Annotated in this window: 20 protein-coding genes; 8 read left to right on the forward strand and 12 right to left on the reverse strand. The window is 66.5% G+C overall.

Annotation, left to right across the window (positions count from 1 at the left end):
- Window positions 1-195 precede the first annotated feature (195 nt).
- The 3 genes from gmk (at window position 196) to PIGHUM_RS23490 (ending at window position 3,414) form a co-directional block, all read left to right on the forward strand.
- Complete coding sequence (gene gmk / locus PIGHUM_RS23480; protein WP_124082176.1) at window positions 196-837, forward strand: guanylate kinase; 642 nt, start codon at window positions 196-198, stop codon at window positions 835-837.
- 42 nt (window positions 838-879) lie between these two features.
- Window positions 880-1,083 carry a DNA-directed RNA polymerase subunit omega gene (rpoZ, locus tag PIGHUM_RS23485; protein ID WP_124082178.1) on the forward strand — a complete coding sequence of 68 codons (204 nt, stop codon included), beginning with the start codon at window positions 880-882 and terminating at the stop codon, window positions 1,081-1,083.
- 93 nt (window positions 1,084-1,176) lie between these two features.
- On the forward strand, window positions 1,177-3,414 hold the full coding sequence (locus tag PIGHUM_RS23490; RefSeq protein ID WP_124082180.1) for a RelA/SpoT family protein: 2,238 nt from the start codon (window positions 1,177-1,179) through the stop codon (window positions 3,412-3,414).
- A gap of 107 nt (window positions 3,415-3,521) precedes the next feature.
- Here the strand turns inward: PIGHUM_RS23490 and greB are convergent, their stop codons facing one another.
- Genes greB through PIGHUM_RS23505 form a run of 3 tightly spaced genes read right to left on the reverse strand, consistent with a single transcriptional unit; the run spans window position 3,522 to window position 5,839 of the window.
- The gene (gene greB / locus PIGHUM_RS23495; protein WP_124082182.1) at window positions 3,522-4,079 is read right to left on the reverse strand and encodes a transcription elongation factor GreB; all 558 of its coding nucleotides are present in this window, start codon (window positions 4,077-4,079) and stop codon (window positions 3,522-3,524) included.
- Between the two features lie 6 nt (window positions 4,080-4,085).
- Window positions 4,086-4,928: a 3',5'-nucleoside bisphosphate phosphatase gene (locus PIGHUM_RS23500; protein ID WP_124082184.1), complete on the reverse strand. Its 843-nt coding sequence runs from the start codon at window positions 4,926-4,928 to the stop codon at window positions 4,086-4,088.
- Window positions 4,913-5,839 carry an alpha/beta fold hydrolase gene (locus tag PIGHUM_RS23505; protein ID WP_124082212.1) on the reverse strand — a complete coding sequence of 309 codons (927 nt, stop codon included), beginning with the start codon at window positions 5,837-5,839 and terminating at the stop codon, window positions 4,913-4,915. Before PIGHUM_RS23505 ends, PIGHUM_RS23500 begins: the two co-directional genes overlap by 16 nt.
- A 203-nt stretch (window positions 5,840-6,042) precedes the next feature.
- Here PIGHUM_RS23505 and PIGHUM_RS23510 point away from each other — a divergent pair, with 203 nt between their 5' ends.
- Entirely contained in the window at window positions 6,043-7,851 is a 1,809-nt protein-coding gene (locus PIGHUM_RS23510; protein WP_160142404.1) for an AMP-binding protein, read from the forward strand.
- Here the strand turns inward: PIGHUM_RS23510 and PIGHUM_RS23515 are convergent.
- Window positions 7,781-8,617 (reverse strand): ferritin-like domain-containing protein, encoded by an 837-nt coding sequence (locus tag PIGHUM_RS23515; protein ID WP_124082188.1) that lies wholly within the window; start codon window positions 8,615-8,617, stop codon window positions 7,781-7,783. The two genes, PIGHUM_RS23510 and PIGHUM_RS23515, sit on opposite strands and share 71 nt — an antisense overlap.
- 98 nt (window positions 8,618-8,715) lie before the next feature.
- Here PIGHUM_RS23515 and hslO point away from each other — a divergent pair, with 98 nt between their 5' ends.
- Both hslO and PIGHUM_RS23525 read left to right on the forward strand, forming a co-directional pair.
- On the forward strand, window positions 8,716-9,645 hold the full coding sequence (gene hslO / locus PIGHUM_RS23520) for an Hsp33 family molecular chaperone HslO (RefSeq protein ID WP_124082190.1): 930 nt from the start codon (window positions 8,716-8,718) through the stop codon (window positions 9,643-9,645).
- Between the two features lie 84 nt (window positions 9,646-9,729).
- Entirely contained in the window at window positions 9,730-10,491 is a 762-nt protein-coding gene (locus tag PIGHUM_RS23525) for a TadE/TadG family type IV pilus assembly protein (protein ID WP_124082192.1), read from the forward strand.
- Here the strand turns inward: PIGHUM_RS23525 and ftsB are convergent.
- The 4 genes from ftsB to PIGHUM_RS23545 all read right to left on the reverse strand — a co-directional run bounded on the left by ftsB (window position 10,469) and on the right by PIGHUM_RS23545 (window position 14,818).
- Window positions 10,469-10,810, reverse strand: a complete 342-nt coding sequence (gene ftsB, locus PIGHUM_RS23530) for a cell division protein FtsB (protein ID WP_124082194.1) — start codon at window positions 10,808-10,810, stop codon at window positions 10,469-10,471. The genes PIGHUM_RS23525 and ftsB overlap by 23 nt on opposite strands.
- Window positions 10,811-10,958: 148 nt before the next feature.
- Window positions 10,959-12,242: a phosphopyruvate hydratase gene (gene eno / locus PIGHUM_RS23535; protein ID WP_124082196.1), complete on the reverse strand. Its 1,284-nt coding sequence runs from the start codon at window positions 12,240-12,242 to the stop codon at window positions 10,959-10,961.
- 19 nt (window positions 12,243-12,261) lie between these two features.
- On the reverse strand, window positions 12,262-13,143 hold the full coding sequence (gene kdsA / locus PIGHUM_RS23540) for a 3-deoxy-8-phosphooctulonate synthase (RefSeq protein WP_124082198.1): 882 nt from the start codon (window positions 13,141-13,143) through the stop codon (window positions 12,262-12,264).
- 19 nt (window positions 13,144-13,162) lie between these two features.
- The gene (locus PIGHUM_RS23545; protein WP_124082199.1) at window positions 13,163-14,818 is read right to left on the reverse strand and encodes a CTP synthase; all 1,656 of its coding nucleotides are present in this window, start codon (window positions 14,816-14,818) and stop codon (window positions 13,163-13,165) included.
- Window positions 14,819-15,012: 194 nt separating this feature from the next.
- On the opposite strand from PIGHUM_RS23545, the gene PIGHUM_RS23550 reads away from it, so the two are divergent.
- Window positions 15,013-15,909: a DMT family transporter gene (locus tag PIGHUM_RS23550; RefSeq protein WP_124082201.1), complete on the forward strand. Its 897-nt coding sequence runs from the start codon at window positions 15,013-15,015 to the stop codon at window positions 15,907-15,909.
- 18 nt (window positions 15,910-15,927) lie between these two features.
- Here the strand turns inward: PIGHUM_RS23550 and PIGHUM_RS23555 are convergent, their stop codons facing one another.
- From PIGHUM_RS23555 to PIGHUM_RS23570, 4 genes are all read right to left on the reverse strand, one after another.
- A complete protein-coding gene (locus PIGHUM_RS23555) occupies window positions 15,928-17,028 on the reverse strand; it encodes an Rpn family recombination-promoting nuclease/putative transposase (protein WP_222929331.1) in 1,101 nt (366 codons plus the stop codon).
- A gap of 182 nt (window positions 17,029-17,210) precedes the next feature.
- Window positions 17,211-17,852: a hypothetical protein gene (locus tag PIGHUM_RS23560; protein WP_124082203.1), complete on the reverse strand. Its 642-nt coding sequence runs from the start codon at window positions 17,850-17,852 to the stop codon at window positions 17,211-17,213.
- 19 nt (window positions 17,853-17,871) lie between these two features.
- Window positions 17,872-18,534 (reverse strand): CoA transferase subunit B, encoded by a 663-nt coding sequence (locus PIGHUM_RS23565; protein ID WP_124082204.1) that lies wholly within the window; start codon window positions 18,532-18,534, stop codon window positions 17,872-17,874.
- A gap of 3 nt (window positions 18,535-18,537) precedes the next feature.
- Window positions 18,538-19,245, reverse strand: a complete 708-nt coding sequence (locus tag PIGHUM_RS23570) for a CoA transferase subunit A (RefSeq protein ID WP_124082205.1) — start codon at window positions 19,243-19,245, stop codon at window positions 18,538-18,540.
- A gap of 202 nt (window positions 19,246-19,447) precedes the next feature.
- Between PIGHUM_RS23570 and PIGHUM_RS23575 the strand changes: the two genes are divergently transcribed.
- The gene (locus PIGHUM_RS23575) at window positions 19,448-21,076 is read left to right on the forward strand and encodes an electron transfer flavoprotein-ubiquinone oxidoreductase (RefSeq protein WP_124082216.1); all 1,629 of its coding nucleotides are present in this window, start codon (window positions 19,448-19,450) and stop codon (window positions 21,074-21,076) included.

Here is a 21,076-nt window from a genome sequence, read left to right on the forward strand (position 1 = left end):
CCCTACGCGCTGACGCGCGAAGGGAAGCCCACCCCCTACCCGCTTACGCGGGCCCCCTCAAGGGGGCGGCGCTGGCGGACCGGCAAAGCCGGATCCGCGGCGCCCTGGGTCAGTGATATCTGGGTCAGGTGGCGCATTTTCATGCGCGGGGCTTTCGGGGACAGTACACTATGGTCTTTGCTCCCCGAATTTTCCATGCCCCCACGCGCCGGTAACGTCTTCATGGTCGTCGCTCCCAGCGGCGCCGGAAAATCCAGCCTGGTCAATGCGCTGCTCCAGGCGCGGCCGGAAATCCGCCTGTCGATTTCCTGCACTACCCGCGCCCCCCGCCCCGGCGAGACCGACGGCCAGCAATACCACTTCGTCTCCGTACCGGCCTTCGAGAAGATGGAGCGCGAGGAAGCCCTGCTGGAATGGGCCGAAGTCCATGGCAACTACTACGGCACGCCGCGCGACTGGATCCTGCGCCAGACCGAGGACGGCAACGACGTGCTGCTGGAAATCGACTGGCAGGGCGCGCGCCAGGTGCGCAGCCGCTTCCCGGACGCCATAGGCATTTTCATCCTGCCGCCGTCCATCGAAGCGCTCGAGGCGCGCCTGACCGATCGCGGCCAGGACGAACCCCACGTCATCGCGCGCCGGCTGCTGGCGGCGGGCGGCGAGTTCGCGCATGCCCCGGAATTCGAATATGTTATTATTAATCAAGACTTTAGCGCAGCCTTGGCAGACTTGACGACCATCGTCACCGCCGCCAGGCTGCGTTTTCGTTCCCAGGCAGCGCGTCATGCCAACCTGTTCTCCGAACTGGGCATTCCGCATACTTCCGCTCCGCTTTGACCCGGCGTATCCGCACGCCCCGTTTTTCAGAGGCCCACCCTCATGGCACGTATCACCGTAGAAGACTGCTTGAAGCAAATCCCCAACCGGTTCAAGCTGACCCTGGTCGCCACCTATCGCGCCCGCCAGCTCGCCCAAGGCCATGCCGCCAAGCTCGAAACCCGGGACAAGCCCACCGTGACCGCGCTGCGCGAAGTCGCCTCCGGCATGACGGGGGTGGAAATGCTGAAAAAGGTACCCACCTGATCTACAGGACCATTCCGGTCTCGCTGTCGGCAATACCGCCCGCAGCACCAGGAGCAGGCTGGCGTCGCCCGGCCTGTTTCGTCTGAGGCGACCATGGGATTTCCAGTCTCTTCATCGCGTTCCGGCAGTTCTGCCGGAACATCGTCCGCAGCAGCCACTCAGGCCGGCGCGCCCGCCTCCGCGCCCGCGGGCGTCTCCTTCGCCCCGCTGGCCGAGACCATATCCCAGTACCTCTCCCCGGAAGAAGTCCGCCGCGTGCGCGAAGCCTACCGCTTCTCGGACGAGGCCCATCTCGGCCAGTTCCGCGCCAGCGGCGAGCCCTACATCTCCCATCCGATCGCGGTCACCGAGATCTGCGCAGCCTGGAAGCTCGACGCCGCCGCGCTGATGGCCGCCCTGCTGCACGACGTCATGGAAGACCAGGGCATCTCCAAGCAGGAGCTGATCGAGCGCTTCGGCACCGAAGTCGCCGACCTGGTGGACGGCCTGTCCAAACTGGACAAGCTGGAATTCGCCAGCAAGGCCGACCAGCAGGCCGAGAACTTCCGCAAGATGCTGCTGGCGATGGCGCGCGACGTGCGCGTCATCCTGATCAAGCTGGCCGACCGCCTGCACAACATGCGCACGCTGGGCGCGGTCAGCGCCGAGAAGCGCCGCCGCGTGGCGCGCGAGACCCTCGAGATCTACTCGCCCATCGCCCACCGCCTGGGCCTGAACATCATCTACCGCGAGCTGCAGGAACTGTGCTTCGAGGCGATGAACCCGTTCCGCTACCAGGTGCTGCGCAAGGCCGTGCTGGCCGCGCGCGGCAACCGGCGCGAACTCGTCAGCAAGATCCACGACTCCGTCCGCGCGGCGCTGCCGGCCGCCGGCATCGAGGCCGAAGTCAACGGCCGCGAAAAGAATCTGTACGGCATCTATCACAAGATGCTGCTGCAGAAAAAATCGTTCTCCGAAGTCCTGGACATCTACGGCTTTCGCATCGTCGTCAACAGCCAGCCCGAGTGCTATCTGGCCCTGGGGACCCTGCACCAGCTGTTCCGGCCGGTGCCCGGCAAGTTCAAGGACTACATCGCCATTCCCAAGGTCAACGGCTACCAGTCGCTGCACACCACGCTGGTCGGCCCCTACGGGACGCCCGTGGAATTCCAGATCCGCACCCGAGACATGAATCAGGTCGCGGAAAGCGGCGTCGCGGCGCACTGGTTGTACAAGACCTCGGACGTCAACCTCAACGACCTGCAGAAGCGCACCCATCAGTGGCTCCAGTCGCTGCTGGACATCCAGCGGCAGACCGGCGACAGCAGCGAATTCCTGGAACACGTCAAAGTCGACCTCTTCCCCGACGCCGTCTACGTCTTCACCCCGCGCGGCAAGATCATTTCGCTGCCGCGCGGTGCCACGCCCATAGACTTCGCCTACAGCATCCACACCGACATCGGCAACCAGACCGTCGCCGCCAAGGTCAATACCGAATTCGTCCCGCTGCGCACCGAGCTCAAGAGCGGCGACGCGGTCGAGGTCATCACCGCGGAAAACGCGCGTCCCAACGCCCAGTGGCTCAACTTCGTGCGCACCGGCAAGGCGCGCTCGGAAATCCGCCACTACCTGCGCACCGTCAAATACGAAGAATCCGTCAGCTTCGGCGAACGCCTGCTCGCGCAAGCGCTCAAGTCCATGGACTTGCCCATGCCCGATGCGGCCGACCCGATCTGGGACAAGCTCGCGCGCGGCAGCGGCGCCCGCTCGCGCGACGAGATCCTGGCCGACATCGGCCTGGGCAAGCGGCTCGCGGCCGTGGTCGCGCGCCGCTTCACCCCCGAGGGCGACCCGATCTCGACCACCGCCGAACAGGTCGAGCGCTATGCCGAACAAGGCTCGGGCACGCCCATCCGCATCCAGGGCAACGAAGGCCTGGCGGTGCAGCTGGCCCCGTGCTGCACCCCCATCCCCGGCGACGCCATCGTCGCCTACATACGCCTGGGCCACGGCCTGATCGTCCACACCGAAGATTGTCCCAACGCCCGCCGCCAACGCGCCCGCGAACCGGAACGCTGGCTCGACATCGCCTGGGACGAACAGACTTCGCGCCACTTCAACGTGCGCATCGACGTCATCCTGCGCCAGGAACGCGGCGTCCTGGGCCGCGTCGCCGCGGAAATCTCCGCCGCCGACGCCAACATCACCCACGTGTCCATGCAGGACGAAGCCTCCGCCACCGTGGCCGTCCACTTCTCCCTGCAAGTCGAAAGCCGCCAGCACCTTGCGCGCGTGATCCGCTACGTGCGGCGCGTTCCGCAGGTCCAGCGCATCGTGCGCATGAGGGGATAGCCCCCCTACGCGCTTACGCGCGCCCCCCATGATGGGGCGAAACCGGCGGACTGGCAGAGCCGGATCCGCGGTTTCCTGGGATTAGGGCGTGTCAAGGCGAGAGACGTCTACTTCTTCTCTGGATACCGCACTTCGAGGATTTCCAGTTCGTCGACCCCGGCCGGCGTGCGCAGCATGACCGTCTCGCCTTCGTGCGCCTTGATCAGCGCCCGCGCCACGGGAGATATCCAGCTGATCCGCCCTTGCAGCGGCTCCGCTTCGTCCACGCCGACGATGGTCACCACGTGTTCCTCGCCAGCCTTGTCCAGGTAAGTCACGGTCGCGCCGAAGAATACCTGGTCCCGGTTGGGCTGCAGCGACGCATCCACCACCTCGGCAACGTCCAGCCGCCGCGTCAGGAAGCGCATGCGGCGGTCGATCTCGCGCAGGCGCTTCTTGCCGTAGAGATAGTCGCCGTTCTCCGAGCGGTCGCCATTGGACGCGGCCCACGACACGATCTGCACCACGCTCGGCCGCTCCACGTTCATCAGATGGATCAGTTCGCCGCGCAGGCGATCGTAGCCCTCGGGCGTCATGTAGTTGCGCACGCCCGCCGGCAGGGCCAGGTGTTCGGGAAGATCCTCGTCGTCCTGAGAGTCGGATTCTTTGACAAAAGCCTTGTTCATAGGAATTCAGAACCAGTCGCGCCACACAGGCGTCAGATTGGACGGCAGCGGCGGCAGGCCGCCCAGGTCTACCCTGCTCTCCACGGGACCATGGAAATCCGATCCCCGCGAGGCCAGGAACCCATGGCGCCGCGCCACGTCCGCATACTCGCGAAACTGCTCCGGCGCATGGCTGCCGGTCACCACCTCGATGCCGGTGCCCCCCAGTTGCAGGAACTCGTCGTACAAGGCGTCGAACTGGAGCGGCGTGTAATCGTAGCGGCCCGGATGGGCGATCACCGCCACGCCTCCCGCTCCGAGGATCCAGCCCACGGCATCGGGCAGCGTGGCCCAGCGCATCGGCACATAGCCGGGCCTGCCCTCGACCAGGTAATGCTTGAATACCTCGCCGACGTCTTTGCAGACACCTTCGTCAACCAGGAACCGGGCGAAATGGGTGCGGCTGATCAACTGCGGATTGCCGACGTGGGCCAGCGCTCCCTCGAAGGCACCCGGGATGCCCACCGCGGCCAATTGTCCGGCCATCTCGCGCGCCCGGCGCTCCCGCCCCGAGCGCGTCATCCGCAACCCCTCGACCAGGACCGGATCCTGCGCATCGATGCGCAGCCCGACGATGTGCACGGTTTCGCCCGCCCACGTCACGGAGATCTCCACCCCTGTCACGAAACGCAGCCCCAGCGCCTGGGCGGCCGCGCCGGCCTCGGCCAGCCCGCCGACCTCGTCGTGGTCGGTCAGCGCCAGCACGTCCACGCCATTGCGATGCGCGCGCGCGACCAGGTCGGCCGGCGCCAGCAGGCCGTCCGAAACCTGCGAATGGCAGTGCAGATCGATGTTCAAGGTGGCGTCCATGCTCCCATTGTAGGCCCGGCCGCCGGCACCGGCGCGAACCGCTCCAGGAAACCGGAGACCAGGTCCGCCACCTCGGCCGGACGCTCCTGGTGCAGCATGTGCCCCGCATCGGCCACTTCGGCGCGTTGCATCGAAGCAACGCACGCCAGCCTTCCGGCATAGTCGGGCAATGCGTGCATCCGTGCGCGCTGCGCGCTCTCCGCGGCCTCCACCCACAGCACGGGCGCCGCAATGGCGCGCCAGCACGCCAGCACCTCCTCGATCCGGTAGGCCACGCGGTTGACGATCTTGTGCGCGGGGTCGGCCCGCAAACGCCAGCGCCCGCCGGCTTCGTGGCCATTCTCGCTGGCCAGGAACAAGGCGCGATCAGGGTCCAGGCGGGGATTGTCGCGCAGCATCCGCTGGGCGTAGGCCGCTGCATCGTCGTAGTCGCCCAGCCTGGCTCCGGCGGCGATCTGGTCCAGCCACTGCCGCAGCCGCGCCGGCACCGCCTGCGCGGCCACGGCGGGCAGGCCCAGCCCCTCCAGGTTCACCACCGCTGCGACGCGCTCGGGCCTCACCCCGGCATAAAGCATGGACATATTGCCGCCCATGCTATGTCCCAGCAGCAACAGCGGCGAAGATGGCGAAAAATGACGGCAGAAAGCGTCGAGATCCCCGAGATATTCTCCGACTTCATAGCTGTCGCCCCCGCTCCACGCGGTCTTGCCGAAGCCGCGCCAGTCGGGGGCGACAATGCGATAGCGGCCCGCCAGACGGTCGGCGATGAACTGGAACGACGCGGAGGAATCCATCCAGCCGTGCAAAGCAAGCAGCAAAGGCGCATCCCGCTCGCCCCAGCAACGAAAATGGTGACGCAAACCCCGAATTTGGAGATACTCCGAACGGGAAGGCGCTAGCGGTTCGTACATGGCTGGCAGAATAAGAATGACGTAAATACCGGTTGGCGGGGAAAAGCCGGCTGGCCAGGTCTGCGGCAGACTGCGCGATGCACCAAAGCGACACACCAAAGCTATTGCGGTTGTCGGTCAGGTCAGTAATGATTGCTATATCACGCAGCGCACCCCGTCCGCCGACCTGGCCGGACCAGATCCTGATTTCCAAGCGGAGGGTTATGGAAGACCAGTACGAGGCACTCTACACCACGTTCCGATGGTGGGTTCCGCAACGCCTCAACATAGCCGATCTCTGTTGCCGCCGCTGGACCGCCGCGAGCGCGGATGCCCGGCGCCTGGCGATCTATGCCGAAGATGCCTCGGGCCGCCGTGAAATCTGGACCTATGGCCGCTTGCAGGAATACGCCAACCGCCTGTCCAACGGGCTGCGGCGGATGGGCGTGCAGCGCGGCGACCGCGTCGCCATCGCGCTGCCGCAGCGTCCCGAAGCCGTGGTAGCCCATATCGCCGCCTACCAGATGGGCGCCATCACCGTTCCGCTGTCGGTCCAGCTGAACACCCAGACCTACGAACAGCGGCTGCGCGACAGCGAAGCGCGCATCGCCATCGTCGACGGCAGCGCGGCCGCCGCCTTGCTTCCCGCCACCGAGCACTGCCCCTTGCTGCGCCAGGCCGTCGGCATCGACCTGGACAGCGACGCGCGGGTACTTTCCTGGCGCACGCTGCTTGCCCGCCAGGAAAGCGCCTTCGAGATGCATCCCACCTCGGCGTCCGACCCGGCCTTGCTTCTCTACACATCGGGCAGCAGCGGCGCTCCCAAGGGCGTGGTCCTGCCGCATGCGGCCCTCATCGGCAACCTGCCGGGCTTCGTCGCGTCCCAGAACTGGTTCCCGCAGCCGGCCGACATCCTCTGGACCTCGTCGGAATGGGGCAGCCCGCACGGCCTGTTCGGCGGCGTGCTGCCCACGCTCTACTTCGGCCAGCCGCTGGTCGGCACACGTGAGAGGCTTGCTCCGGCCCAGGCCTTCGCCCTGCTGGAACGCTACCAGGTCACCAACCTGGCGCTGACCTCGCGCGAGCTGCGCCGCCTGCTCAAGGCCGATCCCTGCCCCTCGGCCAGCCACCGGCTGGCCGTGCGCAGCCTGGCCGTCACCGACACGGCGCTCGGCGCGGCGCTGTTCGAGCGATGCCAGACGGCTTTCGGCGTGGCGCCCAACGAAACCTTCAGCCAGGTGGAAATCGGTACGGTCATCGGCCAGAGCAGCGAAAAGTGGCCGGTCCGCGCAGGCAGCATGGGACGTCCCTATCCCGGCCACCAGATCGCCATCGTCGATGCCCACGGCCAGCCGGTGGACACCGGCATGACCGGGGAAATCGCAGTCAACCGCTACGACATCAACGGCCATTCCGATCCCTCGTTTTTCGCCGGCTACTGGCGTGGCGAGGAAACCGGCCGTCCGGTCAACAGCACCTGGCACCGCACCGGCGACCTCGCCCGCATGGACGAGGAAGGCTACCTCTGGCACCTCGGCCGGATCGACGAGATGTTCCAGGTCGGCGGCCAACTGGTCGCGCCCGGCCCCATCGAAGACAGCCTGCGCCAGCACCCCGAGGTGGACGAAGCGGTCATCCTGCCCGTCCCGGATGGCTCTGGCATCAAGGCTTACATAGTTCGCTCGGTGGCGCCGCAGCATGCGGCGGAGCCGGTCCAGGAATCTCCCGCGGTCGAAGGGGCTGAATCGGCGCCCTCGCCGGCCGACGTCCCGGCTGATGCGGAGCAGTCGCCTGAACCGGACGCGCCCGTCACACCTGCCTCGCCCGAGGCGGCGACGGTCCATCAGGAAACGCTCGCGGCGCAGCTCGATACCTTGCTGGCCGACATTCCCGGCCAGCACCACGTCGAATTCGTCGACGCCTTGCCGCTCACCCCTTCGGGCAAGATCCGACGCCAGGCGTTCAAGCAGATCGAGGAGGAGCGCCAGCGGAAATGGCCGCCCGCTCCAGCGAACGCAGCTCCTCTTCCGTGAAGCCCGCCGCCAGCCTGGCCGGCAGATTGAACGGGCCGCGCAGGGCTGGCGCGCAGTAGGCGGCGGCCAGCACGGCGTAGTGCCCGACCGGGTCGACGCCCTGCTGTTCGCACAGGTAGCGGTACCAGCGGTTGCCGATCGCGACATGGCCGATCTCGTCGCGCAGGATGATATCCAGGATGCCCGCAGCAGCGGCGTCCCCGGCGCCGGCCAGCTTGGCGCGTATGGCCGGACTGGCGTCCAGGCCGCGCGCCTCCAGCGTGCGCGGCACCAGCGCCATGCGCGCCAGCAGATCGCCGCGCGTTTTCTCGGCCATCTGCCAGAGTCCGTCGTGCGCCGGGAAATCGCCGTAGCGCCAGCCCAGAGCTTGGAGGCGATCAGCCAGCAAGGTGTAGTGCAGCGCCTCCTCTCGCGCGACCTTCAGCCAATCGAAATAATAGGCCTCGGGCAGGCCGGCAAAGCGCCAGATCGCATCGAGCGCGAGATTGATGGCATTGAACTCGATGTGGGCCAGCGCATGCAGCAAGGCCGCGCGCGCTTCGACGGACGCCACGCCGCGCACCGGCACGTCGCGCGGCGACACCAGTTCCGGGCGCGCCGGCCGGCCCGGAATGTCCGCCGGCTCTTGCAAAACGCGCGCGGCGTCCACACATAAAGCGGCATCTCCCAGTTCGCGCGTACGTGCGGCCTTCTCGGCCGGATCCTGCAACACCAGCAGTGCGCGCGCCGCCTGGCGCAATTCGAGTTCCTCGTTCATGGCGGGCATTGTAGTGGCCGCACGCGGCGGCCCAGTACAATGCCCCCGCTTCCAGGCGAACCCGCCGGCTGCGGCGCCAGGAACCATCGCTATTCAGGAGCAGCTTTTTGTCCGACCAACTCAAGAAATACCTGTTCGAGGACCAGACCGTCCGCGCCGAGGTCGTCTCCATCCGCGACACCTGGCAGGAAATCCAGGCCCGCCACGACTATCCGCCCGCCGTCCAGCGCCTGCTGGGCGAGCTGGTGGCCGCCAGCGCCCTGCTTGCCGGCAGCATCAAGTTCAATGGCACGGTCGTGCTGCAACTGCAAGGCGACGGTCCGATCGGATTGATCGTCGTCGAATGCCACGCCGACCTGGGCATGCGCGCCACGGTCAAACTGCGCGAAGGCCAGGCCGTGCCCGATGACGGAAATTTCCAGAGCCTGCTCAACACGCATGGAGGCGGCCGCTTCTCGGTCGTTCTCGACCCGCAGGACCGCCAGCCCGGCCAGCAGCCCTATCAGGGCATCGTCGCGCTGCAAGGCGACTCGGTCGCCCAGGCGCTGGAGCACTACATGCTGGCCTCCGAACAACTGCAGACCCGCATCTGGCTGGCGTCCGACACCCAATGCGCCGGCGGCCTGCTGCTCCAGCAGCTGCCCCGCCATGGCGGCACCCTGCAGCAGGGCGCCGGCGAATCGCTTGCGGAAGACGCCTGGGAACGGGCCGTCATCCTGGCCGACACCGTCAAGTCGGACGAACTGCTCACGCTGGCCCCCGATGCGCTGGTCAGGCGCCTGTACTGGCAGGAAACCCTGCGGACCTTCGAACCGGCTCCCATCCGGTACCGCTGCAACTGTTCGCGCGAGCGCGTGGCCGACGTGCTGCTGCGGCTGGGCAAGGACGAGGTGGACGACATCGTCGCCGAACAGGGAAGCGTCGAAGTCAACTGCGACTACTGCATGAAAAGCTACGAGTTCGACTCCGTCGACTGCGCGGAGCTGTTCGCCAACGCCTCCGCCAAGGTGAAGCACCAGAGCGGCACGCGGCATTGAGCGCCGGGGGCACGTAGTCCCCACAATCGACACCCGTCCCGCCTTGGCGCAGGCTGGAGGTCCTTGCGATCCTCCGGCCTGCCCATGACACACCCGCGCTCCCGCCCGGCTGCCGGCGCCGCCATGGTGGAGTTCACCATCATCGCGCTGCCGCTGCTGTTCCTCGCATGCGCCGCATTCGAAACCGGCCGGTGGATGCTGGCGCGCCAGGCCGTCGGCTATGCCTTGTTCGAGACCGCACGGGTCGGCACCGTCGCCGGCGCCGACCCGGCAGCCATGGCCGAAGCCTTCGAGCGCGCCCTGGCGCCCGCGCTGGGCGTGGACGGCCAAGCCGACCCCGGTGCGCTGGCAGAAGCAGTAGGAAAAAAGATGCAGGCATGGGCCGATGCGCACGGCATGCCCATGGCCCGAATCGAGCAGCTCAATCCGATACCGGCCAGCTTCGACGATTTCCCGGACGTGCCCGCGCGCACAGGCCAGGCACGCCAGCTCGACCACGATCACCTGCGACTGCGCCACGACACCGTCTACCTGTCCCGCTACCGGAACGGAGTCGGTCCGCGTTCCGGGCAGACGGTGTTCCAGGCCAACACCTTGGTGCTGCGGCTTACCTATCTGCACGCCCCCTACTGGCCGGTGATGCGCGCGCTGCTCAGGCAGCTTGCTGGAGCGGATGAACGCGACGCCTACGTGCGGCGGGCTCGGGAAGCGGGTCTGGTGGTCATACGCAAGGACATCGCCATGCCCATGCAGTCGGCCGCACGCGAACACGGCCATGCGGCCGATCTGTTGGCCGCACGCAGCAAGGTTGGAAAAGCGCGGCTCAGCGCCGTGCCGGCGCGCTAGGCTGGCCAGCGGGAGCCGGCCTGGCGGGGGCAGCCGCCGGCGGGGCAGGCCCATCGACGAGCTGCACGAAGGCCTCGCCCGCCTTGATCATGCCCAGTTCGTAGCGGGCGCGCTCTTCGATCGCATCGGTGCCGCTCTTCAGGTCGCGCACTTCGGCATCCAGCGCGGTATTGCGGGTCTGCAATTCCTCGTTGGTCTGCCGCTGCGCGTCGAGCTGGCGCTCGAGCTCCCAGGTACGCATCCACCCGCCCTTGCCCAGCCATAGCGGATACTGGATCAGCACCAGCAGCAAGGCGATCACCAAGGTAAGCAGACGCATGGTTAGGCCCCCCCTACGCGCTTACGCGCGCCCCCCAGGGGGCGGAACTGGCGGACCGGCGGAGCCGGATCCGCTGTTCCCTGGATCCGGCGCGGTCGGCTTGACGCATCGTGGGCCGCAAGGCGCACAGGGGAGCGATAAGCACCGGTTACCTCAAGTTGTAAAAAGCTTCGCGGCCGGGGTAGTGGGCGATGTCGCCGAGGTCTTCTTCGATGCGCAGCAGCTGGTTGTACTTGGCGATGCGGTCCGAGCGCGACATGGAGCCGGTCTTGATCTGCATGGCGTTGGTGGCCACGGCGATGTCGGCGATGGTCGTGTCTTCGGTTTCGCCCGAGCGGTGCGACACCACGGCGGTGTAGCCGGCGCGCTTGGCCATCTCAATGGCGGCGAAGGTCTCGGTCAGCGTGCCGATCTGGTTGATCTTGATCAGGATGGAGTTGGCGATGTTCTGCTCGATGCCGCGCTTCAGGATGCGGGTGTTGGTGACGAACAGGTCGTCGCCCACCAGTTGCACCTTCTTGCCCAGCTGTTCGGTCAGGTACTTCCAGCCCTCCCAGTCGTTCTCGGCCATGCCGTCCTCGATCGAGATGATCGGGTACTTGTCGCACCAGGTAGCCAGCATGTGGGTCAGTTCCTGGGCGGTCAGCGTGGCGCCCTCGCCTTCCAGGCGGTACTTGCCGTCGCGGAAGAATTCGGAGCTGGCGCAGTCCAGGCCCAGCGCGATCTGGCTGCCGGCCTCGTAGCCGGCCTGCTCGATGGCTTGCAGGATCAGCTGGATGGCCGCCTCGTGGTTGGCCACGTTGGGCGCGAAGCCGCCCTCGTCGCCCACGGCGGTGGACATGCCCTTGTCGTGAATCAGTTTCTTGAGCGCGTGGAACACCTCGGCGCCCATGCGCAGCGACTCGCGGAAGCTGGTCGCGCCGACCGGCAGGATCATGAACTCCTGCATGTCGAGGTTGTTGTTGGCGTGCGCGCCGCCGTTGATCACGTTCATCATCGGCACGGGCATGCTCATCGCGCCGCTGCCGCCGAAGTAGCGGTACAGCGGCAGGCTGCATTCCTCGGCGGCGGCCTTGGCCACAGCCATGCTGACGGCCAGCATCGCGTTGGCGCCCAGGCGCTCCTTGCTCTCGGTGCCGTCCAGGTCGATCAGGGTGCGGTCCAGGAACGCCTGCTCCTGGGCGTCCAGGCCCATCAGCGCCTCGGCGATCTCGGTGTTGACGTTCTCGACGGCCTGCAGCACGCCCTTGCCCAGGTAGCGCGACTTGTCGCCGTCGCGCAGTTCGATGGCCTCGCGCGAGCCGGTGGAGGCGCCCGACGGCACGGCCGCACGGCCCATGGCGCCGGACTCCAGCAGCACGTCGCATTCGACGGTGGGGTTGCCGCGGGAGTCGATGATCTCGCGCCCGATGATGTCTACGATTGCGCTCATAAGTATCGAGTCTCTAGGGTTATTGAAAATCGGTTTCGAGAAACCCGTGACGCTTGGTCACGCGGTCGAGTTCTATCAACGATGCCAGCAGCTCGCCCATGCGCGCCAGCGGCACGGCATTGGGCCCGTCGGACTTGGCGTGGGCGGGATCGGGATGGGTTTCCATGAACAGTCCCGAAATGCCCACGGCCACCGCCGCGCGCGCCAGTACCGGCACGAACTCGCGCTGGCCGCCGGAGGTCGCGCCCTGCCCGCCCGGCAGTTGGACCGAGTGGGTGGCGTCGAACACCACCGGACAGTCCGTTTCGCGCATGATAGCGAGCGAGCGCATGTCCGACACCAGATTGTTGTAGCCAAACGATGCGCCGCGCTCGCACACGAGAATGTTGCTGCCGTCGCCGCCGGCGTAGATCGCCGCCTCGCGCGCCTTGGCCACGACGTTGACCATGTCGTGCGGGGCGAGGAACTGGCCCTTCTTGATGTTGACCGGCTTGAGCGTGGCCGCGCAGGCGCGGATGAAATCGGTCTGCCGGCACAGGAAGGCCGGCGTCTGCAGCATGTCGACCACGTCGGCCACCGGCTGCGCCTGGTCGGCCTCGTGCACGTCGGTCAGCACCGGCACGCCGATCTGCGCCTTCACCTCGGACAGCACCTTCAGGCCGAAATCCATGCCCAGCCCGCGGAACGACTTGCTGGAGCTGCGGTTGGCCTTGTCGAAAGAGCTCTTGTAGATGAAGGGAATGCCGAGCTTGGCAGTGATTTCCTTCAGGATGCCGGCGGTGTCGAGCGCCATTTGCTCGGACTCGATCACGCAGGGACCGGCGATCAGGAAGAACGGCCGCTGCAGGCCGATCTCGAAGCCGCACATCTTGTGCGTGCGGTTCAGACTATTTTGGCTCATGCATGCCTCACTGACATCGTTACGCCTGCTTCGCCTCGCGTTCGCGCTTGTGCTGGCGCGCGGCACGGATGTAGGCCGAGAACAGCGGATGGCCGTTGCGCGGCGTGGAGGTGAACTCGGGGTGGAACTGCACGCCGACGAACCAGGGATGCGTGGGCAGTTCCATCATCTCGGGCAGGTTCTCGGTGGGCGTGCGCGCACTGATGACCAGGCCCGCCTCTTCCAGCCTGGGCACGTACACGTTGTTCACTTCGTAGCGGTGGCGATGGCGCTCGTTGACTTCGTCGCCGTAGATGCGCTGGGCCAGCGTGCCGGGCTTGACCGGACAGCGCTGCGCGCCCTTGCGCATGGTGCCGCCCAGGTCGGATTCGTTGGAGCGGCGCTCGACGCGGCCCTCGCGGTCCATCCATTCGGTAATCAGCGCCACCACCGGGTTGAGCGTATCGGGATTGAATTCCGTGCTGTTGGCATCGGACAGGCCGGCCACGTGGCGGGCGAACTCGATCACCGCCAGCTGCATGCCCAGGCAGATGCCCAGGTAGGGAATGCCGTGCTCGCGGGCGTAGCGGATCGCCTGGATCTTGCCCTCGGTGCCGCGCTTGCCGAAGCCGCCGGGCACCAGGATGGCGTCGTACTTGGCCAGTTCATCCACGCCCTGGCTCTCGAGCTCTTCGGAATCGAGATAATCCACCACCACCTTGCTGCGGGTATGGATGCCGGCATGGCCCAGCGCCTCGGTCAGCGACTTGTACGACTCGGTCAGGTCGACGTACTTGCCGACCATGGCGATATGCACTTCCTCTTCCGGGTTCTCGCGGGCCTCGACCAGTTGTTCCCACATGGACAGGTCGGCCGGGCTCGGCGACAGGCCCAGGGTCTCGCAGACCAGGTCGTCCAGGCCCTGCTTCTGCAGCATGCCCGGGATCTTGTAGATCGAATCGACGTCCCAGACCGAAATGACCGCGTCCAGCGGCACGTTCGAGAACATCGAGATCTTGGCGCGCTCGTCGTCCGGGATGGGACGGTCGGCGCGGCACAGCAGTGCATGCGGATAGATGCCGATCTCGCGCAGCTTCTGCACCGAATGCTGGGTCGGCTTGGTCTTGAGCTCGCCGGCCGAGGCGATGAACGGAACCAGCGTCAGGTGCACGAAGGCGGCGCCGCCGCGGCCCAGGCGCAGGCTCATCTGGCGCGCGGCCTCCAGGAAGGGCAGCGATTCGATGTCGCCCACGGTGCCGCCGATCTCGACGATGGCCACGTCGGTCTGGCCGTCCCAGGCGGCGCTCGCGCCGCGCGCGATGAAATCCTGGATCTCGTTGGTGATGTGCGGGATCACCTGCACCGTCTTGCCGAGATAATCGCCGCGGCGCTCCTTGCGCAGCACGGATTCGTAGATCTGGCCGGTGGTGAAGTTGTTCACCTTGCGCATGCGCGTCGAGATGAAACGCTCGTAGTGGCCCAGGTCGAGATCGGTCTCGGCGCCGTCTTCGGTCACGAAGACTTCCCCGTGCTGGAACGGGCTCATCGTGCCGGGATCGACGTTGATGTAGGGATCGAGCTTGAGGAGAGTGACTTTGAGGCCGCGCGATTCGAGGATAGCGGCCAGAGACGCGGCGGCAATGCCCTTCCCCAGGGAAGACACCACGCCACCGGTAACGAATACGTACTTGGTCATTGCCAATTGCGCCCGGTTTTGCCGAGCGCTTGCGGGAAATTGGAATTATAGCGGCTGTTGCGCGGAACGTGGGCCGGCGCGCTGGTAACTTTTTCGGTCCGCGCCATGGACGGGCCGCCACAGCGGATCCTGCCTCATGCCCCGGCCACGCGGTACCATGTCTGAAACGACATCGATGACCCATTCCGAACCAGATGAACATCCCTGCCCGCGCCGCCAAGTCCGGCTTCGTCGACTCGGCGACCCCCCTGCTGTTCGTCCTGCTCTGGAGTACGGGTTTCATCGGCGCCAAGTTCGGCCTGCCTTATGCGGGACCGATGACCTTTCTCACGCTGCGCTTCGTGGCCGTGCTCGCGCTGGTATTGCCGGTCGCCCTGCTCATGCGCGCGCCCTGGCCGGACTCGCCCCGCGCCTTTCTCCACATCGCCGTCGCGGGCCTGCTCGTGCACGGGGTCTACCTGAGCGGCGTCTTCATCGCCATCGGCCTCGGGCTGCCTTCCGGCATCGCGGCGCTGATCGTCGGCCTGCAACCCTTGATCACCGCGTTCGCGGCCGGCATTCTGTTCGGCGAGCGCGTAAGTCCGGCCCAATGGGCAGGGCTGGCGCTCGGTTTCACCGGTGTCGTGCTGGTCGTGGCCGGCAAGATCGCGGCCGTGCCCGGCGGCGCGCTGTTCGCCATGCTGGTGCCGGCCTTCGCCGCGCTGGCGGGCATTACCGCCGGCACGCTGTACCAGAAGCGCTTCTGCCCTTCTTTCGACCTGCGCACCGGCGCCATCATCCAATACCTACCCTGCCTGGTCGTCATGGCGATGCTGGCATACCTCTGGGAATCCATGGAAGTGACGTGGAGCGGCAGCTTCGTATTCGCCCTGGCGTGGCTGGTCGTCGTCTTGTCGGTGGGAGCGGTGGCCCTGCTCAATCTGCTCATCCGCAAAGGCAGCGCAGTCAACGTGGCCAGCCTGTTCTACCTGACCCCGCCCGCCACCGCGCTCATTGCCTGGATCATGTTCGGGGAAACGCTCACGGGGCCTGCCCTGGCCGGGATGGCCCTCGCGGCCGCCGGCGTGTGGCTGGCACGCCAGCGCAGCTGAGCGAAAAACGAGGGTCAGTCAGGCGGGAGTGGGGTGAAACACCTCATCCAGCGTGCCGGCATCGAGCAGATTCAGCGCCCACGTCTCCAGTTCGGCTGCCGTGGCGGCGTGCAGTTGCTCGAGCGCGGCATCCGGCAGCGGACCGAATTTTCGGGACAGCTGATTTGCCAGCAGATGAGCTCCACCTTCCTGCCTGCCTTGTTCCAAGCCTTTTTCCAGCCCCTGCGCCATCCCTCGTTCCACTCCGGTGCGCGTGGCATAGGCCAGCGCGGCGGCCTCATCGGCAATCGCCTTTTCGCGGGCGAACGCCCGCCAGCGAGCGTCCTCGTCCATGGTGAGCACCTTGAGCCGGCCCAGCGCTTCATGAACGGGTTCGTGGGTGATGTCTTTCATCCGGGCTTCCTCCTGGGCGTGCTGCAGGCACGTAACCCATGCCGACAGGGCCGGCGGCAGGCGGCCGAGCCGTTCGGCCTTGCGCAGTTCGATTATATGCAGCTGCAGCGTCTCTCCCAGCCGCACCGCGGGTTGGCGCTGGTCGCGCAGTTCGAAGCGCCAATCGGCCTGGTCCGGATCGGCCAGCAGGTCCTGGACGAGGAAGTGGATGGCGATGGTGGGCTTGAGGGCGAGGTAATCGTGGCCGCGCTCGATCTGCCCCGACAACGCCCGGGCCAGGTAGTAGGCGCTGCGGGCGGGCCATTGTTCGTAGTGGCGCACCTGCATCTCGATGTTGTAGAGGTGGCCGGCGGTATCGCGGGCGAGCAGGTCCAGGGCGATGGCCTTGCCGTGCAGTTCGGTGGGATCGATGTGCGGGTTCAGGATCCGCTCGACCTGGATCGGCGCCTGGTCGTGGCGCACGGCGTTGATCAGGTCGGCCAGCAGGTGCGGGGCGCTGGTGAACAGGAGCTTGAAGACCAGGTCGTTGCGCAGATCGAGCAGCGGGCCGGTATAGGGTTGGCTGGCGTGGGGCCGCTCAAAACCCGAGGCGTCCTGGAGGGAGCCGTAGGGCGGCGTGTCGGGTTCGGACGCGCGGCTCAGGACTGGCCGGACCGGATGCCGCGGATAGGGGAAGGTGCCGTGGAAGCGCTGCATGGCGGACTCGCTCGGGGAAAGGGAGTCCACCTTAATCCGGCCATCGCCCGGGGGGGCGCCGCGCGCATCGATGTATCCGAGGGGGTTACTACGCATCGGCGCCCAGGACCAACTGCGTCCTGCTGCGCTGCCGCGCACGTTCCCAACCTGAACGAGGTGTTCCTCAGCCAAGCCGAACATGCCACCATGCGGCCTATCCAGGCGACGGCACGCTAGTACAGCGTCAAGCCATCCAGCGGCAATTTCTGCGGCGCGATCTGTTCGGAGCGCACCGACTCGGCAAAAAACACCTGGCCGTCATAGCGGCCGACGGCATCGCGCGTAGTTCCGGTTTCGTAGTCGATGCGCGACTCTTCGGCTTCGCCCGTGCGTTCGAAAACGGTGAGCTGGCGCAGCGACTGCAGCCACCAGCGCCGCTCCGCACTATCGTAGGACAGGGTCAGTTCGGCCGAGGTGGAGATCTGCTCGGACGCGGAAAGGCTGCGGTCGATCACCACGACGCGCTGCTGGCGTATCGCCAGCTCCAGATTGCGTTCAGGCGGCAGGTCCACGCCGCAGGTGGCGCACGGCAGCACGAAGCCCCATCCCGTCGCCTGGAAACCCTGGGCACCGCGCGCGCCCAGCAGCAGCGCGCGGCGTCCTTCGGCGTTGCGATAGACCTGTGCGACGCCCTGCCCGGCCAGGCCCAAATCGCCTTCGACCTGGCTCTCGAGCGAGAAGCCATCGGGAACGAAGGCCTCGGGCCGGGAGGCGACGGCGGGAATGGCCAGCGCCGCCGGGATGTAGGGACCGCCGGCCTCGGCATGCGCCGGGGCCGCGCATGCCAGCAGGATGCCCGCGAGGATGGCGCGCAACGGCCCCCTGCCCCGCTCTTTACACGCTGGCTGCAACGGCGGACGTATCCAGCTCGACGCCGGTCTTGTCGACGACTTCCTGCACCGTCACGCCCGGCGCCAGCTCGGCCAGCCTGAGCCCTTGCGGCGTCACGTCCAGCACCGCCAGGTCGGTGATGATGCGGTTGACCACGCCCACGCCGGTCAGCGGCAGCGTGCACTCGGGCAGGATCTTCAGGTCGACGGTGCCGTCCTTCTTGCGCGCCACGTGCTCCATCAGGATCACCACGCGGCCCACGCCGGCCACCAGGTCCATCGCGCCGCCCATGCCCTTGATCATCTTGCCCGGGATCATCCAGTTGGCGAGGTCGCCCTTCGCGGACACCTGCATTGCTCCCAGGATCGCCAGGTTGATCTTGCCGCCGCGGATCATCGCGAACGAATCGGCCGACGAAAAAATCGACGAACCCGCCAGGGTGGTGACGGTCTGCTTGCCGGCATTGATCAGGTCCGGATCGACCTTGTCCTCGGTCGGGAACGGCCCGATGCCCAGCAGCCCGTTCTCGGACTGCAGCCACACTTCCAGCCCTTCCGGCACATGGTTGGCCACCAGCGTGGGCAAGCCGATCCCCAGGTTCACATAAAATCCGTCCTGCAGCTCCCGCGCCGCGCGGGCCGCCATTTCATCGCGACTCCAAGCCATCTCTCATTCTCCTCGGGTGACCGTTACCGTCCGTTGTTCTATGCGCTTTTCCGGCGTGGCGTTCAGCACGATCCGGTGCACATAGATTCCCGGCAGGTGGATCTGATCGGGGTCCAGTTCGCCTTTCTCGACGATGCGCTCGACCTCGACCACCGTGATCTTGCCGGCCATGGCCGCGTTGGGGTTGAAGTTGCGGGCGGTCTTGTTGAAGATCAGGTTTCCGCTCTTGTCGGCCACCATCGCCTTGACCAGCGCCACGTCGGGCACCAGCGAACGCTCCAGCACGTAATTCTTGCCGTCGAATTCGCGGATTTCCTTGCCCTCGGCCACCTGGGTGCCGACGCCGGTGGCGGTGAAGAAGGCCGGAATGCCGGCGCCGCCGGCGCGCAGCTTCTCGGCCAGCGTGCCCTGGGGCGTGAACTCGACCTCGAGTTCGCCCGACAGGAACTGCCGCTCGAATTCCTTGTTCTCGCCCACGTAAGAGGAAATCATCTTGCGGATCTGGCGCGTTTCGAGCAGTTGCCCGAGGCCCACGCCGTCGATCCCCGCATTGTTGCTGATGCAGGTCAGCCCCTTGACGCCGGTGTCGCGCAAGGCCGCGATCAGCGCCTCGGGAATGCCGCACAGGCCGAATCCACCCACTGCCAGGGTCTGCCCATCCCGCACGATGTCCGCCAGCGCTTCGCGAGCGCTCGCATAGACTTTGTTCATTGCTGTCTTCCTCGTTAAACGTGTTGCCCTACGATCCGAACCGCTTGAAATACAATCTGAAATGATACTTCGAACGGAAGGCTTCTCCCAGGGCGGCTTTCCGCATGGCGGAACTCATTCCGTCAACGGCGAACCGCCGGTTCCACGCGCCCGGCCCACCCCCATAGGAACCCTCTACATGCAAGGCACCGAACGCGAGTCGATGGAATATGACGTGGTCATCGTCGGAGGCGGACCCGCCGGCTTGTCCACCGCGATCCGCCTCAAGCAGCTTGCCGCGGAGCATGGCCGCGAAATCGGTGTCTGCGTGCTGGAAAAAGGCGGCGAAATCGGCGCCCACATCCTGTCCGGCGCCGTCGTCGACCCGCGGGCGCTGGCCGAGCTGATCCCCGACTGGAAGGAAAAGGGCGCGCCGCTGAACACCGCCGTCACCGAAGACCGCTTCCTGTTCCTGTCCGAGACCGGCGCGCTCGCCACGCCGAACTGGCTGCTGCCTCCCTGTTTCCACAACGAAGGCAATTACGTGGTCAGCCTGGGCAAGGTCGCGCGCTGGCTGGGCGAGCAGGCCGAAAGCCTGGGCGTGGACATCTTTCCCGGGTTCGCCGCTGCCGAGATCCTCTACAACGAAGACGGCTCGGTCAAGGGCGTGGCCACCGGCGACATGGGCGTGGGCCGCGACGGCCAGCCCACCGACCAGTACCAGCCCGGCATGGAGCTGCATGCCCGCTACACCGTTTTCGCCGAAGGCTCGCGCGGCCATCTGGGCCGGCAATTGAACGAACGCTTCAAGCTCGACGCCGGCAAGGATCCGCAGAGCTACGGCATCGGCATCAAGGAATTGTGGGAGATCGATCCGGCCAAGCATCGGCCCGGCCTGGTGATCCACACCTCCGGCTGGCCGCTGGATGCCGATACCTACGGCGGCTCTTTCCTCTATCACCTGGAGGACAACAAGGTCGCCGTCGGCCTGATCGTCGGCCTGGACTACAGCAATCCCTGGCTGTCGCCGTTCGAAGAGTTCCAGCGCTTCAAGACCCACCCGTCCATCCGAGGTTTCTTCGAGAACGGCAAACGCATCGCCTACGGCGCGCGCTCCATCACTGCGGGCGGCCTGCTGGCCCTGCCCAAGCTGGTGTTCCCGGGCGGCGCGCTGGTCGGCTGCGAGGCCGGCTTCCTGAACGCCTCGCGCATCAAGGGCAGCCATGCCGCGATCAAGAGCGGCATGCTGGCGGCCGAGGCGGCCTTCGAAGCGCTCGCCGCCGACCGCAGCCACGACGAGCTTGCCAGCTATCCGCAGGCATTCGAGGCATCCTGGCTCCATGACGAACTGCACAAGGCGCGCAACTTCAAGCAGTGGTTCAAGAAGGGACGCACGGTGGGCACGCTGATGACCGGCATCGAGCAATGGCTGCTCAGGGGCAACTTCCCCTGGACCGTGCATCACGACAAGCCCGACCATCTCAGCCTGAAACCGGCGGCCGACTGCCCCCGCATCGAGTATCCCCGGCCGGACGGCAAGCTGACCTTCGACCGCCTGGGGTCGGTGTTCATCTCCAACACCAACCACGACGAGAACGAGCCCATCCACCTGACCCTGAAGGATCCGAAGGTGCCGGTGGAGATCAACCTGCCGCGCTACGCCGGGCCCGAAAGCCGCTACTGTCCGGCCGGCGTCTACGAATTCGTCAAGGACGACGACGGCGCCGACCGCCTGCAGATCAACGCCCAGAACTGCGTGCACTGCAAGACCTGCGACATCAAGGATCCGACACAGAACATCGTCTGGGTCACCCCGCAAGGCGGCGAAGGACCGGTCTACAACGAGATGTGA

Origin of the sequence: Pigmentiphaga humi (assembly GCF_900606115.1) — a bacterium.
GTDB lineage: Bacteria > Pseudomonadota > Gammaproteobacteria > Burkholderiales > Burkholderiaceae_B > Pigmentiphaga > Pigmentiphaga humi.

What these genes read in the sequence shown, in the direction of transcription:
- gmk (WP_124082176.1), top strand. Translation starts at nt 196, where the DNA reads ATGCCCCCACGCGCCGGTAACGTCTTCATGGTCGTCGCTCCCAGCGGC.
- rpoZ (WP_124082178.1), top strand. Translation starts at nt 880, where the DNA reads ATGGCACGTATCACCGTAGAAGACTGCTTGAAGCAAATCCCCAACCGG.
- PIGHUM_RS23490 (WP_124082180.1), top strand. Translation starts at nt 1,177, where the DNA reads ATGGGATTTCCAGTCTCTTCATCGCGTTCCGGCAGTTCTGCCGGAACA.
- greB (WP_124082182.1), bottom strand. Translation starts at nt 4,079, where the DNA reads ATGAACAAGGCTTTTGTCAAAGAATCCGACTCTCAGGACGACGAGGAT.
- PIGHUM_RS23500 (WP_124082184.1), bottom strand. Translation starts at nt 4,928, where the DNA reads ATGGACGCCACCTTGAACATCGATCTGCACTGCCATTCGCAGGTTTCG.
- PIGHUM_RS23505 (WP_124082212.1), bottom strand. Translation starts at nt 5,839, where the DNA reads ATGTACGAACCGCTAGCGCCTTCCCGTTCGGAGTATCTCCAAATTCGG.
- PIGHUM_RS23510 (WP_160142404.1), top strand. Translation starts at nt 6,043, where the DNA reads ATGGAAGACCAGTACGAGGCACTCTACACCACGTTCCGATGGTGGGTT.
- PIGHUM_RS23515 (WP_124082188.1), bottom strand. Translation starts at nt 8,617, where the DNA reads ATGCCCGCCATGAACGAGGAACTCGAATTGCGCCAGGCGGCGCGCGCA.
- PIGHUM_RS23525 (WP_124082192.1), top strand. Translation starts at nt 9,730, where the DNA reads ATGACACACCCGCGCTCCCGCCCGGCTGCCGGCGCCGCCATGGTGGAG.
- ftsB (WP_124082194.1), bottom strand. Translation starts at nt 10,810, where the DNA reads ATGCGTCTGCTTACCTTGGTGATCGCCTTGCTGCTGGTGCTGATCCAG.
- eno (WP_124082196.1), bottom strand. Translation starts at nt 12,242, where the DNA reads ATGAGCGCAATCGTAGACATCATCGGGCGCGAGATCATCGACTCCCGC.
- kdsA (WP_124082198.1), bottom strand. Translation starts at nt 13,143, where the DNA reads ATGAGCCAAAATAGTCTGAACCGCACGCACAAGATGTGCGGCTTCGAG.
- PIGHUM_RS23545 (WP_124082199.1), bottom strand. Translation starts at nt 14,818, where the DNA reads ATGACCAAGTACGTATTCGTTACCGGTGGCGTGGTGTCTTCCCTGGGG.
- PIGHUM_RS23550 (WP_124082201.1), top strand. Translation starts at nt 15,013, where the DNA reads ATGAACATCCCTGCCCGCGCCGCCAAGTCCGGCTTCGTCGACTCGGCG.
- PIGHUM_RS23565 (WP_124082204.1), bottom strand. Translation starts at nt 18,534, where the DNA reads ATGGCTTGGAGTCGCGATGAAATGGCGGCCCGCGCGGCGCGGGAGCTG.
- PIGHUM_RS23570 (WP_124082205.1), bottom strand. Translation starts at nt 19,245, where the DNA reads ATGAACAAAGTCTATGCGAGCGCTCGCGAAGCGCTGGCGGACATCGTG.
- PIGHUM_RS23575 (WP_124082216.1), top strand. Translation starts at nt 19,448, where the DNA reads ATGGAATATGACGTGGTCATCGTCGGAGGCGGACCCGCCGGCTTGTCC.